General features: G+C 44.5%; 19 protein-coding genes. 18 read left to right on the plus strand and 1 reads right to left on the minus strand.

The annotated features are described in order from the left end of the window. The 18 genes from F607_RS34810 to F607_RS30865 form a co-directional block, all read left to right on the plus strand. A partial coding sequence (locus tag F607_RS34810) for a hypothetical protein (RefSeq protein ID WP_038291949.1) occupies positions 1–240 on the plus strand: 240 nt, incomplete at its 5' end. A 6-nt stretch (positions 241–246) separates the two neighbouring features. Then, a complete protein-coding gene (locus F607_RS35850) occupies positions 247–873 on the plus strand; it encodes a phage portal protein (RefSeq protein WP_268967649.1) in 627 nt (208 codons plus the stop codon). Further along, the gene (locus F607_RS30845; RefSeq protein ID WP_051311693.1) at positions 870–2,150 is read left to right on the plus strand and encodes a S49 family peptidase; all 1,281 of its coding nucleotides are present in this window, start codon (positions 870–872) and stop codon (positions 2,148–2,150) included. The genes F607_RS35850 and F607_RS30845 overlap by 4 nt, the downstream gene beginning before the upstream one ends. Then, positions 2,137–2,505 carry a head decoration protein gene (locus tag F607_RS30850; RefSeq protein ID WP_051311694.1) on the plus strand — a complete coding sequence of 123 codons (369 nt, stop codon included), beginning with the start codon at positions 2,137–2,139 and terminating at the stop codon, positions 2,503–2,505. Before F607_RS30845 ends, F607_RS30850 begins: the two co-directional genes overlap by 14 nt. A 77-nt stretch (positions 2,506–2,582) precedes the next feature. Next, complete coding sequence (locus F607_RS0120765; RefSeq protein WP_027709616.1) at positions 2,583–2,960, plus strand: major capsid protein; 378 nt, start codon at positions 2,583–2,585, stop codon at positions 2,958–2,960. A 148-nt stretch (positions 2,961–3,108) separates the two neighbouring features. After that, positions 3,109–3,798, plus strand: coding sequence for a major capsid protein (locus tag F607_RS0120770; protein ID WP_169719832.1), 690 nt, complete (start codon positions 3,109–3,111; stop codon positions 3,796–3,798). Between the two features lie 3 nt (positions 3,799–3,801). After that, positions 3,802–4,134: a head-tail joining protein gene (locus F607_RS0120775; RefSeq protein WP_027709618.1), complete on the plus strand. Its 333-nt coding sequence runs from the start codon at positions 3,802–3,804 to the stop codon at positions 4,132–4,134. Continuing rightward, a complete protein-coding gene (locus tag F607_RS33100) occupies positions 4,131–4,643 on the plus strand; it encodes a hypothetical protein (RefSeq protein ID WP_051311695.1) in 513 nt (170 codons plus the stop codon). Before F607_RS0120775 ends, F607_RS33100 begins: the two co-directional genes overlap by 4 nt. Next, complete coding sequence (locus tag F607_RS0120785; RefSeq protein WP_027709620.1) at positions 4,636–5,166, plus strand: hypothetical protein; 531 nt, start codon at positions 4,636–4,638, stop codon at positions 5,164–5,166. The genes F607_RS33100 and F607_RS0120785 overlap by 8 nt, the downstream gene beginning before the upstream one ends. Next, positions 5,141–5,704, plus strand: coding sequence for a phage baseplate assembly protein V (locus F607_RS0120790; RefSeq protein WP_027709621.1), 564 nt, complete (start codon positions 5,141–5,143; stop codon positions 5,702–5,704). The genes F607_RS0120785 and F607_RS0120790 overlap by 26 nt, the downstream gene beginning before the upstream one ends. 55 nt (positions 5,705–5,759) lie before the next feature. Continuing rightward, positions 5,760–6,587, plus strand: coding sequence for a hypothetical protein (locus F607_RS0120795; RefSeq protein WP_027709622.1), 828 nt, complete (start codon positions 5,760–5,762; stop codon positions 6,585–6,587). Positions 6,588–6,620: 33 nt separating this feature from the next. Continuing rightward, a complete protein-coding gene (locus tag F607_RS0120800; RefSeq protein WP_027709623.1) occupies positions 6,621–6,956 on the plus strand; it encodes a GPW/gp25 family protein in 336 nt (111 codons plus the stop codon). Then, positions 6,953–7,837 carry a baseplate assembly protein gene (locus F607_RS0120805; protein WP_027709624.1) on the plus strand — a complete coding sequence of 295 codons (885 nt, stop codon included), beginning with the start codon at positions 6,953–6,955 and terminating at the stop codon, positions 7,835–7,837. The genes F607_RS0120800 and F607_RS0120805 overlap by 4 nt, the downstream gene beginning before the upstream one ends. A gap of 43 nt (positions 7,838–7,880) precedes the next feature. Next, on the plus strand, positions 7,881–8,603 hold the full coding sequence (locus F607_RS33105; protein ID WP_051311696.1) for a phage tail protein I: 723 nt from the start codon (positions 7,881–7,883) through the stop codon (positions 8,601–8,603). Beyond that, positions 8,600–9,118, plus strand: a complete 519-nt coding sequence (locus F607_RS0120815) for a phage tail-collar fiber domain-containing protein (protein ID WP_027709625.1) — start codon at positions 8,600–8,602, stop codon at positions 9,116–9,118. The genes F607_RS33105 and F607_RS0120815 overlap by 4 nt, the downstream gene beginning before the upstream one ends. Positions 9,119–9,129: 11 nt before the next feature. Continuing rightward, a complete protein-coding gene (locus F607_RS33110; RefSeq protein ID WP_051311697.1) occupies positions 9,130–9,903 on the plus strand; it encodes a hypothetical protein in 774 nt (257 codons plus the stop codon). A 156-nt stretch (positions 9,904–10,059) separates the two neighbouring features. Beyond that, positions 10,060–11,130: a phage tail sheath subtilisin-like domain-containing protein gene (locus tag F607_RS0120825; RefSeq protein ID WP_211233682.1), complete on the plus strand. Its 1,071-nt coding sequence runs from the start codon at positions 10,060–10,062 to the stop codon at positions 11,128–11,130. Between the two features lie 3 nt (positions 11,131–11,133). Then, positions 11,134–11,619: a phage major tail tube protein gene (locus F607_RS30865; protein WP_051311698.1), complete on the plus strand. Its 486-nt coding sequence runs from the start codon at positions 11,134–11,136 to the stop codon at positions 11,617–11,619. Here the strand turns inward: F607_RS30865 and F607_RS34815 are convergent. Beyond that, positions 11,596–11,836, minus strand: a 241-nt coding sequence (locus F607_RS34815; protein ID WP_027709627.1) for a hypothetical protein, incomplete at its 5' end; no start/stop codon positions are given. The two genes, F607_RS30865 and F607_RS34815, sit on opposite strands and share 24 nt — an antisense overlap.

An 11,836-nucleotide genomic window follows, 5' to 3' on the forward strand; every position in this document is an offset into this window, starting at 1 on the left:
CTTGAAAACAAACAGCCCGGGTTGCCTGTTGGCTGTCTAACTGAACGTCTCAAAGTTGAAGCCCTGATAAAAACCGTACAAGAAATCGTAATGGCGGATGAACCACAAAAAGAGCTGATAGCTTTTACAAAGGCTTTAAAAAAAGTATTACCCGAGCGTAACTCGAAAAAACATTTGGCGGGTTTAGATCTTGGTAGGCAAGAGCCGACGCCTTCATTACAGCACCGAATGGCAGCTTGAATAAATATACAGCTTTGTCAACCTAAAAAAACTTCGGAATCGAGTTATAACGGTGCGCGCATTCCGCATTTATTTCCTAATGAAAAACTCGAATTAAAAACGGCTAAATCTAATCCGTATTTTGAAAACTTCGAAGACACCTTATTACGTCATATTGCAGCCAGTTTAAATATCAGTTTTGAACAATTAAGTAGGGATTTTAGTAAAACCAATTATTCCAGTGCCCGGGCCAGTATGTTAGAAAGCTGGAAATTCTTTTTAAGTGTACGGCATATTATTCCAGCCCGTTTTTGTCAGCAGATTTATGCGCTATGGCTGGAAGAAATGATTAATAAGGGCGTGATTGAATTACCGGGGAACGCTAACTTTTATCAAAATCCATCCGCCTGGACGCGCTGTTATTGGATCGCCCAAGGCCAAACCCATATTGATGGCGTAAAAGAGGTGGAACGCCTGGAAAGATTATATGCTCTGGGTGCAATTACCTTCGAAGAGCTTTGCATGATGCTGGGTAAAGATTATCAGGAAGTATTAGAGCAACGGCAACGAGAAGCCCAAGAATTAAAAGCGTACGGTTTGTCGCCTCCCAGCCCAAATTCTAATCCAGCTGTTAACAAGGCCACAGCAGAATGATCTTTGATGAATTAATCAATAAACCATTATTAATGAATCCGGGTTATGCCCGGATTTTTTTTGGGGCCTTGGCTGAACGGCTTAAGTTACAGAGCTTAACGTTAGCCGATGGTGAGCAGTTATTGCTGGCCGATTTAAAAGCCAGTGCTGCTAATTATCAAGCCCGTGAACGAAAGCTTTACCAAATTCAGGATGGCATTGCGGTAATTCCTGTTGAAGGCACATTAACTCACCGTTATGGCTATTTAAATCCGTATAGTGGGATGACGGGTTACGATGGCATTCAAACCAAGTTAGATACCGCCTTAGAAGATGACGACGTGCGGGGTATTTTACTGGACATTAATAGCCCTGGGGGCAGTGCTAATGGCTGCATGGATTTGGCCGATGCGGTTTACGAAGCACGTCAGATTAAACCCATTTGGGCGTTAGTGGATGAACAGGCAACCAGTGCCGCCTATGCCATTGCCTCAGGCGCTAACCATGTCATTGCCCCGAGAACCGCACAAACGGGCAGTATTGGCGTGATCATGGCCCATGTCGATCAAAGCAAAGCTCACGAAAAGCTGGGTATTCATGTCACCTTTATCCATGCTGGTGCGCATAAAGCCGATGGTAATGCCTATCAACCATTACCTGATGGTGTAAAAGAACGTTTTCAACAAGAAATCGATTCACTGTACACGCTATTTGTCGATACGGTAGCAAGAAATCGTCAGTTAGAGACGAGTGCGATACGTAAAACAGAAGCTGCTATTTACTCCTCCAAACAAGCTAAAGAAATGGGCTTAATTGACCAGATCTTACCCGCTAGCCAAGCGTTAGCAGTATTTACCCACCACCTGAACGATACAAGGGCCATTATGACCACCACCACTGAACCCCAAGCAAAAAGCACACAACCTGCCGTAGAACCCGTTGATACCGATGCCATTAAAGCCAATGCAATCCAGCAAGAGCGGGAACGCTGCTTAAGTATTTTGCAGTGTGATGCCGCTGAAGGCCGAATGACCACGGCAATACATCTGGTTAAATCCGGAATGGCCGCAGAGGATGCTAAAGCCTTATTGGAGACGTTACCCAAGGCAGAAGCGGTTACACCGAAAAAAGAAAACACCACAGAAAGCGCCTTTACCCAACACATGAATAACGACCAGCACCCGAATATTCCATCGGAAGCCACCCCTAAAACGTCAGAAGAGGCCAAGTCTGACGTTCAACAAATGTTGGCCGACTTTAACTTAATTGCAGGAGATAACAGCCATGCATGCCGCTAGTAATCATTATTCCGTTCAGCCTCTCGTGCCCTTAATGACAGGGGAAACCAAGGTCAACACCATGACCGTCACCATTGCCAAAGGCCAGCAACTGCCCGCGAATGCGGTATTAGGTCGTAATGATCAAGGTGAGTTTGTGCTATCGGATGCGGCGGCAACGGATGGGAGTCAGGTACCGGATTGTATTTTAGCGTACGCCGTGGATGCGAAAAGCCATGCACAATCTACAGGTGTGTATGCCTCCGGTTGCTTTAACCCGGCTGCCCTACATTTAGGTAATGGACACACTGAACAAACCATTACCCAGCCTTTTCGTGTGCGTGGGATATTTTTAAAAACACCTAGCTATACATAAATAATTATTTTTCACACTTGTTCTCTCCCTCCTTTCTAAGCAGCCCTCACACAGCTATTTTATAGGTATCAATCGCCATGACCATTAATATCGACCGCGATACGATTACGCTGGTGCGTACGATCGAATTCAAGAAAAAACCGTTTCCGTATTATTTAAATAAATACTTTTCCTCGATTTATGAATCACAGGAAGAGCAAATTAATTTTGAATTAGTGTTTGGTGAACGACGACTTGCGCCGTTTGTATCACCGATGTTGGAAGGTAGACCACTACCGGATCAAGGTTATGAAGTGAAAAGCTTTAAGCCGGCGTATATCAAACCGAAAAATGCCGTTAAACCGCAACCGATGATGAAACGCCGTGTCGGTGAAGCCTATTTAGGCAGTTTATCGCCAGCACAGCGTTACAATATTTCTCGGCTTTGGCCATTATTGAATACACATGACGGCTAAAAATAAGCTATTAGAAACAACGGGTTAGAATTAATTCATATCATGGTTTTCATTAGACATGAGTTAATTCAGGTTATAACCACTAACAGTATTGCTTTACCTGCAATGCCTTAGCTTCTAAATGGCCAAAGTCGAGAATATTTATAAAATGGAATTATTTATCCAACAGGCCGAAGCGATTGATAACCGTCTGGAGTGGATGGCCGTGCAAAGTTTATTGTATGGCAAAGTCACCATCAGTGGTGAAAACTATCCTAAATGCGAAGTCAATTATGGTCGAAATAGTGCGCTGACCATTAAGGTTAAAAAACCGTGGACGGATGAGGATGCCCTTATTGTCGATGACCTCGAGGAATCCAGTGTAACCATGGCTTCAGTGCCGGGTGGCTCACAAGCCAAGGATATTTATTTTGGGCCTGCCGTGTGGAAATGCATGCGGAAAAATAAACAAATACGGGACCAGCTGGATACCCAGGTTGCCGGCACTAATGCCACTATCGATCGTGGACCCCAAACCGCTGCAGATGATGTGGTGTTTGTGGGTTCTCTGGGTGGTGGACGGTTAAAACTACACTGCGACAGTCGTCAGTATCAGGATGATGCAGGCAACATGCAGCCGTTTTTACCTGAAGGTGTGGTGATGCCCGTGGGTGATGTGGAAGGTGTGCAGTGTTTTGGCGCGATTATGGATGTCAAAGTATTACGGCCTATGCGTACCTTCCCTAAATCCTGGGTGCAGGAAGATCCGTCTGTGGAATATGTGATGACCCAATCTGCACCCCTGGTGGTGCCTGCTCGCCCCAATGGCTCAGCGTTATTAACTGGCGTTTTAAAATAAACCATGAGTGCATTCCAAAGCCTGCAGCAAGCGCTGAATCAAGAGCGCATGGCGATGTATGGCCGTCCAATTTATTTAGGGGATGGCCAGACCATTACTGGTATTTTTTATTGGCGCGACCAGGAAGGCAAGCTGAATAAAATCCCGTTAAATTATGCGACGCCTGAATTACATGTGACTACGAGCGACTTAACCACGCTTGAGCACCATGAATATGTGGTAATCGATGAGCAGCCTTATCATCTCAACTGGCCACCGTTAAAAAAAGATACGGGCATGGCCATCATTAAATTATCCCCTTATGAATCGTCTAATAGCGGCAGAGAGTTTGAATGAAAGTCTCCGTTGATATCCATGACTCGCTCAATGAAGTCTTAATGGGGTTAGATCAAACGCATGTGGACGTTAAACGGGCGATTAAGCGCGCACAACGTAAATACACGGCATTTATCGAACGGTTATTAATTCAAGCAGTTGTTGATGCTTCTGGCGTGAAGCGCAATCTTTTTAAGAAACACCGCGTGCATGTCACCACAGTGTATGCTGAAGGTAAAATTAAGGTTTGGCTAGGTATTGCCCCTGTCGGTTTAGGTTACTTTGGTAAGGTTAAAGAAGTCGCGGGTGGTGTTAAAGCCGGTCAACACTTTCGTCATGATGCGTTCATGATTAATGCGAATAATGCGGCCTTTAAACGGGAAGGTAAGGAACGTTTACCCTTAGTTTACCAAACACAAGCCATTGAACCGGTGGCTAAACCTGTCGTTATCCAAATCCTGAAACGTGGCCAACAGCGGCTGATCACACTATTGGAACAAGAACTGAATTACGCCTTACATCATGAATAAAAACAGTCCTGTTGAAATCATTCACCAAGCCATGGTGAAAACATTTAAACATCATTTCAGTGACCGACTTAAGTTTGTGCATGCGTATAATCCGGGTAAATGTCTGCAATCACCGGGGATTTATTTGGGGATGCATCAGATGGAAGTGGGTGAAAATCCCGGTGATGGTCGTCAGCTCATTAACGCTGATTGGTTTAGTTATATTGTGCTGGGCAATAGCACCGATAACCTTGCTATTAAAATTCGTTATCTGGCCTGTGAAGTGATGGACCTGTTAAACCAGCCTGAAACTGGGTTATGGGGATTAAATAATGTGGTGTGCTTACCCGAGCATATCCAAGCGATGCCGGCGTTATTTAATCCCGATACGGAAGGTTATGAAAGCTGGGAAGTGACCTGGCAACAGTCTTTTTATATCGGTGAGTCCATTTGGGACGATGATGGCGAACCACCGAAAACCGTATTAGCCAGCCATGAACCCAAGACAGGCAAAGCCCATGAACCCGAATACGAACCTATTTAATACCGAAGAACTGATTCGCCTGGTTAAAAACCTGATTCGACCAGGCATTATAAGGCAAGTGGACTATGATCGCGCCCGCGCACGGGTACAAATGGACCAGCTAACGACGGATTGGCTACCCTGGTTAACAGCGAGAGCCAGCCATGATCGGTCTTGGTGGGCACCCGAAGCAGGTGAGCAAGTGGTGGTGTTATCACCTTGTGGTGAGTTAGCCCAAGGGTTTATTTTGCCCGCTGTCTATCAAGATAACTATTCTGCTCCGAATAAGACACCTGAAGTATCAGGCAGTTATTACAAAGATGGGGCGCAGATTCAATATAACCGCGAACAGCACCATTATGATATTCATTTACCTGAGGGTGGTACTTGTACCCTACATTCGCCGGCAGGCATCAACATGATTGGTGATCTGCATGTAACAGGTAAAATCAAAGCCACTGGCGATATTACCGATAAAACCCGCAGTATGGCGGCAGATCGTGCCATTTATAACAGCCATTTAGATCAACACCATACGCCACCTAAACCAAGACAATAGCAGGTTTGAGGGTTACAATAGCTCTTTTTTTATGTTGTTTTCTGGGGAAATGATAATGAGATCGGTTCTACTTGCATGCTTGCTTTTTGTAGCAAGCTTGGCAAAGGGTGAAGAACTAGGCTTTGATTGGGCGCTTTTAGATTCTACTGCATCCGTTCAAGAAAAATATGACCACTTAATTGAGATTGATGCCACGGTACTTTCTAAAATGTATGAGAGTCGTGATGTGTTTTCATACTTTGAATTTTATGCAAAAGAGCTTGATGTAAAGAAATATAAACAAAGGCTATCTTTATTAAAAAGTATCTCTTCAAAGTTTGTGGATTATGACCCTGAAGCTGAGAGATTATTAGGTACCCTATATTATGCTGAGGGTAGAATGGGCTTTTATAAATACATGAAAGACAACCCAAATGCACTTAAAAGTGACACTTTGACGTATTTAGACCACTTTCATTCATTTCTTTATTCTAACGCATCAAAAAAAGGCATTCAGCTCTATGAGTCAGCATGTAAAAATCATAATGCTGGCGCATGTTTAAAACTAAATATAACTTCTCGGTTTGAAACGGGATTTTGCTTAATGCTGAATGATAACAAATATAATTTATGCAAAAAAGAAACTGATAGAGCAATGCAAATGGAAATGTGGGCACTAGAGGCATTAATACATAATTACAATGAAGAGGATGATGAGCTAACACGTGCTGGATATGCTTTTTCTATCTATGCAGCACATAAATATGGTTTAAGTATTATTCATGATTTTCCGAATAATCAAAGAATAGAATATAAAAGTATAATAGATAGTAAAAAAGCAGCTTTCTGGAAAAAGTGTGCAGAAAAATACATTAAAGAAAATGGTCTAGAAGGGAGTTATTAATAACTCAATCAAATAGGCTAAGCTTCATATATTATGCATGGTATAAACAACCAAACAGGCCAAACCCTTTTCGGCATTGACCACCTTAAGCAATCGATTACTGATATTCTAACCACCCGCATTGGCAATCGTGTCATGCGGCGTGAGTATGGCAGTCGCTTGCCTGAGTTAATCGATGAACCGTTAAATGGAGCTTTACGCTTAGAGTTAATTGCCGCTACCGCTGAAGCCTTAGCCCGTTGGGAGCCTCGTTTTAAGCTTACCAAGGCCGCGCCTAGCCGAGCAGAACCTGGCAAGATAACGATTTATTTAGAGGGTATTTATTTACCCGATGGTAATCCCATTATCATGGACGGTATTACATTATGAGCGAATATACCGCAATTGATTTATCCCAGTTACCCGCACCGGAGGTGATCGAGCAACTGGATTACGAAAGCATTTTTAATACGATGCTTGATCAATTAAAAAGCTATGGTTTTACCGCACTCGTGGAATCCGATCCGGCTTATAAAATCCTCGAAATCTCGGCCTATCGTGAGTTACTCATTCGTCAGCAATTTAATGAGCGTGCTCAGTCTCTGCTATTAGCCTATGCCCAAGGCGCAGATCTCGATCATATCGGTGCCAATTATGGGGTAAAGCGTAAAATGATTAAGTCTGCTGAAATTAAGGATAATCGACCTATCCCCGCCGTCATGGAAAGTGATGATGAATTTAGGCGACGTATTCAGCTAGGGCCTGAAGGCTATTCTACCGCAGGCCCTGAAGGGGCGTATTTATTCCATGCCAGCAAAGCCCATGATCAAATACTGGACGTGATGCCTTATTCGCTAAAGCCGGGAGAAGTCACGGTTTGTTATTTACCGCGTAGTGAAGTCAACACGGCGCTTGACCAGGAAATTAAGCAGGCTTTAGACGCCACGTTAAACCGTGAAGATATCCGACCATTGACGGATAAAGTGATTATTCGAAGAGCTGAGATCATTCCTTACCACATTGAAGCGGATGTGCATGTCTTTCATGGCCCTTCAAAAGATGCGATTCAACACGAAGTCGAAAAACAGTTAAACCGCTATTTAGCGCAGTGTTTTGCCTTGGGTAAAACGGTGGCTATCTCGGGTATTTATGATGCGCTGCATACCGGTGGTGTACACCGGGTGGAATTGAAATTACCCACCAGCGATATTGTCACCGAGCAATGGCAAGCGCCTAAACACACTAAAATTGCACTGAATTTTACGGCTTAATTTTACCTCCTAAACTATATCCTCCCGTACTAAAAAAAACTCAATGTCTTTACTGCCCAGTAATGCTTCGCCCTTTGAACGTGCGTTAGAAGGCAGCTGTGCGCGTGTGTCGGTGATTCCGGCACGTCCCGATATTATTTGGAAACCGGATGTATGCCCTGAACTGCTTTTACCCTGGTTAGCCTGGGCGTTATCAGTGGATGAATGGGATGAAAACTGGACCAGCGACATTAAACGCCAGGTGATTAAGTCCTCGATTGAAACCCATCTTATTAAAGGTACCCGCAAGAGTATCCGTCTGGTGTTGGATGCCTTGGGCTATGAGAGTGATATCCGGGCTTGGTATGAACTCGATCCTGTAGGCGAGCCGTACCATTTTGAAGTGATGGCTTGGCGACGGCGTGGTGTACCTGCCAGTAAGGACACTATTAAGCGTATGGAGAAACTGATCCACCAGGTAAAAAGCCTGCGCGATCATTTCCAGCTGAGTTTAACCTTAAATTTGGATACACGCTTTTATGTCAGTGGTATCCAACAGCGTGGTCTTCAGACCAGCGATCAAACCTACCAAAGTGCCATTCTACAAGCACCCCGTTTGCAGCAGTCACTGAATACAGCGAGTGTTGGCTATCAGGTGAACACGCATAGCCATGACACCCTAACCAACCAGTTACCCCATCAGGCGCTAACGGTGAAACCAGTGCTTGCGGCCGCATGTCGGGGTTACCACATTAATGATTTAACGATGGGCGTCCAATTACCATGAGTGATCCTATTCTGCAATTTACCCAAGCCGGTCTGGCGGAATTAATCAGTGCTAAACACGCGGGGATTAAAGCCACCATTACCCATATGGCCGGGGGCGATAAAAGTTATACGCCACAGCCCAATCAAACCCGTTTAGTCAATGAGCGGCAACGTGTCGAAATCCTAGATTATGAGGAATTAAGTCCGACTCAGTTACGTTTGGGGGCTGTTTTTAAAGGGGAATTAGAATATGAAGTGCGGGAAATGGGTTTGTTTTTATCATCGGGTACTTTGCTGGCCGTCCATTCGCAACCCAATCACTTATTAACCTATAAATCGGCGAACAGTCATTGGCTTCAACGGCTGACGTTGGATATATCACCACTCCCCACCAACAGCATCAACGTGGTGGTGGGCACTGAAAATATTAATTTATTGCTGGTCAACGAACTGGCCACCATGGCGGCTGCGACCATCGATAATATGCATCGGCATATTGAGTTGTTTTTACGTATCAACCAACTGGAAAAATAAAAGGTTTCATCATGAGTATTGAAAATCAATTAGCAGAAACGGTATTAGCCTGTAACCGATTAACCACCGCTGTGAACAATAAAATCACGGATATTGACCAACAAATGGCGCAGTGTATTACCAAAATTAATAACCAGTTAAATCAAACCTTGTATTTATTGCCGAGGATTGTGATTACCCATAACCAACAATTAGAAATAAACGAAAATCATCCCCAAAAACACCCCTTTAATTTTCAAATACATGATGATGTTGAAGCCTCAGTGCATATGCGCATTCAAGCGAATCCCAAGGATAGAACCGCAGACCAAATGGCCTTATTGCAAGAGATGGGGCTTGATATTGGCGTGGATATGCATATCCACGATCATTATCGCATGCCGTTTAATGTGATCAAACTGAGCTGGACCAAGCGTGAGCCGATCAGTTACTGGCTAGCGTTTCCCAATACGGCGGACTCAGCCGCATCGGCAATACCCTTAAATACGTTTATCACGATTGGTGCCTTTGTCAAAGTCCTCGCAGGCCGTGCATCGGGGGTATGGTGTGAGGGGGCACGTTTAGGCAAATGGACGTTTTGTCGTACACAGTTTTCACCAGCAGGTTTTGGTCGCTATACCCATATTCATCCTTACCGCGATTCCGATAGCGGTGAAGTATTAATCGCGTTACCCGCCGCGATTACCGGCCATATTGATAACCCAGGGCAGTGGTATCCCAATATTGAATTACAAAAAGCACACAATGTGACGTCCACGACCAACATTGCAACCACAGACGCCTAATAGACATTAATTCCTCTCTCCTTAAATCTTTTTTTAATCAGTCCATTTATTTAAAGGTGAACCATGCCTGAACAATTCCTACATGGCGTTGAGGTCGTGGAAATTGATAGCGGCCCGCGCCCAATTCGTACCGTTAAAAGCTCTGTCATTGGTTTAGTGGGTACCGCTCCCGAAGCAGATGAACAGGCTTTTCCGGAAAATAAACCGATATTAATCGCTGGCTCCTTACGCGAAGCCACAAAGCTAGGTGATAAAGGCACATTACCGGCGGCTATTAAAGGGGTTTTTGATCAGATTGGCGCGTTAGTAGTCGTTATTCGCGTCAAGGAAGAAAGCGAGGAAGCCAAACAAATCAGTGCTTTAGTCGGTAATGGTCAGAGTGATCCACCCACCGGTATTTATGCATTATCTGCAGCCAAATCTGTGGTAGGTGTACAACCCCGTTTGCTGATTACTCCTGGTTACAGTCAATTAGAGCCGGTGGGTAAAGCACTGGACATGATCGCCAATCAACTTAATGGCATGGCCATTCTGGATGGCCCGAATACTACGGGTGCAGAAGCCATTCAGTATAAAAATAAATATGACAGTCGTTATGCGTATTTAATTGATCCCTGGGTGCAGGTTTGGGATATTCATACTAATCAGTCTGTAGACAGACCACCATCGTCGTATGTGGCGGGACTGATGGCGAAAGTGGATAACGATAAAGGCTTTTGGCATTCACCGTCGAATAAGCAAATTAATGGCATTATTGGTACTAGCCGCCCCATTGATTTCACCTTGGGGGATGCGAATTGCCGCGCCAATTTACTCAACGAAAATCATATCACCACCATTATTCAGGAAAATGGTTATCGACTCTGGGGTAACCGCACCACCTGTATTTCAGATCCGAAATGGGCCTTTGTTAATGTGGTGAGGACCAAGGCCATTATCGAAGATTCATTATTGCGTGCTCACTTGTGGGCGGTAGACCGGAATATTACCAAGACGTATTTCGCCGATGTATCGGAAGGCGTGAATCGCTATTTGCGCACATTAACCGCATTGGGTGCGATATTAGGCGGCGAATGCTATCCGAACGACGAATTAAATACACCGGAGAATTTAGCGGCCGGTAAAGTGTATTTTGATTTTGACTTTACCCCTCCGGCACCCGCTGAACATGTTGTGTTTAGGTCGTCCATGACCGATCGCTATTATGAAAACTTACTGGGGAATTAAATCATGCTTGCAGGTTATCAACTCCATAACGGCTGTCTGTGGTTGGATGGTGTCAGTATGCGCGGGGTGATTGAAGAAATCACCCCACCGAAATTAACGGCGAAAACCGAAGACTTTTATGCGGGTGGCATGGACGGTCCAGTGCCCATTATGGTGGGTATGGAAGGCTTAGAACTCACCTTTAGTATTAAAGACATGAATGCCACTGTGCTGGAAAACTTTGGACTACAGCAGGGTAATGATGGCTTACCGGTCAAAATCAAAGGCGGCTTACAAAAAGGTAATAGCCATGAGGTGAAGCCGTTTGAAGTGATCGGTACTGGCTTGGTCAGTGAAGTGGATATGGGTTCGTTAAAACCCGGTGAAATGAGCACCATGAGTGTCACGATGAAACTGCATTACTACAAGTTAAGTATTGATACTCGATTCCGAAGTTTTTTTAGATTGACATATTCATTCGTTTACTCATGCCGCTGCTCTGTATTTTAATGAGTTAGTGGGCTCTTGTTTGCCCAAATCTAAACCGGCTAAATGTTTTTTTGACTGGCGCTCAGGAAGTACACTTATCATTGCCGTGGTAAATGCTTCCAGTTGCTGCTTTGGTTCATCCGCGGTGACAACCGCCTCCACCGTTTTTATCAGGGCTTCTGTTTTGATGCGTTCAGTCAAACAGCCAACAGGTAGCCCGGGCTGCTTCTTTTCAAGG

This window comes from Zooshikella ganghwensis DSM 15267, assembly GCF_000428585.1.
Classification (GTDB): domain Bacteria; phylum Pseudomonadota; class Gammaproteobacteria; order Pseudomonadales; family Zooshikellaceae; genus Zooshikella; species Zooshikella ganghwensis.

Bases quoted from the DNA above. Each gene is read 5' to 3' on its own strand.
- F607_RS30850 (WP_051311694.1), top strand. From the start codon at position 2,137: ATGCATGCCGCTAGTAATCATTATTCCGTTCAGCCTCTCGTGCCCTTA.
- F607_RS30845 (WP_051311693.1), top strand. From the start codon at position 870: ATGATCTTTGATGAATTAATCAATAAACCATTATTAATGAATCCGGGT.
- F607_RS0120795 (WP_027709622.1), top strand. From the start codon at position 5,760: ATGAGATCGGTTCTACTTGCATGCTTGCTTTTTGTAGCAAGCTTGGCA.
- F607_RS33110 (WP_051311697.1), top strand. From the start codon at position 9,130: ATGAGTATTGAAAATCAATTAGCAGAAACGGTATTAGCCTGTAACCGA.
- F607_RS33105 (WP_051311696.1), top strand. From the start codon at position 7,881: ATGTCTTTACTGCCCAGTAATGCTTCGCCCTTTGAACGTGCGTTAGAA.
- F607_RS0120785 (WP_027709620.1), top strand. From the start codon at position 4,636: ATGAATAAAAACAGTCCTGTTGAAATCATTCACCAAGCCATGGTGAAA.
- F607_RS0120815 (WP_027709625.1), top strand. From the start codon at position 8,600: ATGAGTGATCCTATTCTGCAATTTACCCAAGCCGGTCTGGCGGAATTA.
- F607_RS33100 (WP_051311695.1), top strand. From the start codon at position 4,131: ATGAAAGTCTCCGTTGATATCCATGACTCGCTCAATGAAGTCTTAATG.
- F607_RS0120770 (WP_169719832.1), top strand. From the start codon at position 3,109: ATGGAATTATTTATCCAACAGGCCGAAGCGATTGATAACCGTCTGGAG.
- F607_RS0120805 (WP_027709624.1), top strand. From the start codon at position 6,953: ATGAGCGAATATACCGCAATTGATTTATCCCAGTTACCCGCACCGGAG.
- F607_RS0120775 (WP_027709618.1), top strand. From the start codon at position 3,802: ATGAGTGCATTCCAAAGCCTGCAGCAAGCGCTGAATCAAGAGCGCATG.
- F607_RS0120765 (WP_027709616.1), top strand. From the start codon at position 2,583: ATGACCATTAATATCGACCGCGATACGATTACGCTGGTGCGTACGATC.
- F607_RS30865 (WP_051311698.1), top strand. From the start codon at position 11,134: ATGCTTGCAGGTTATCAACTCCATAACGGCTGTCTGTGGTTGGATGGT.
- F607_RS0120800 (WP_027709623.1), top strand. From the start codon at position 6,621: ATGCATGGTATAAACAACCAAACAGGCCAAACCCTTTTCGGCATTGAC.
- F607_RS0120790 (WP_027709621.1), top strand. From the start codon at position 5,141: ATGAACCCGAATACGAACCTATTTAATACCGAAGAACTGATTCGCCTG.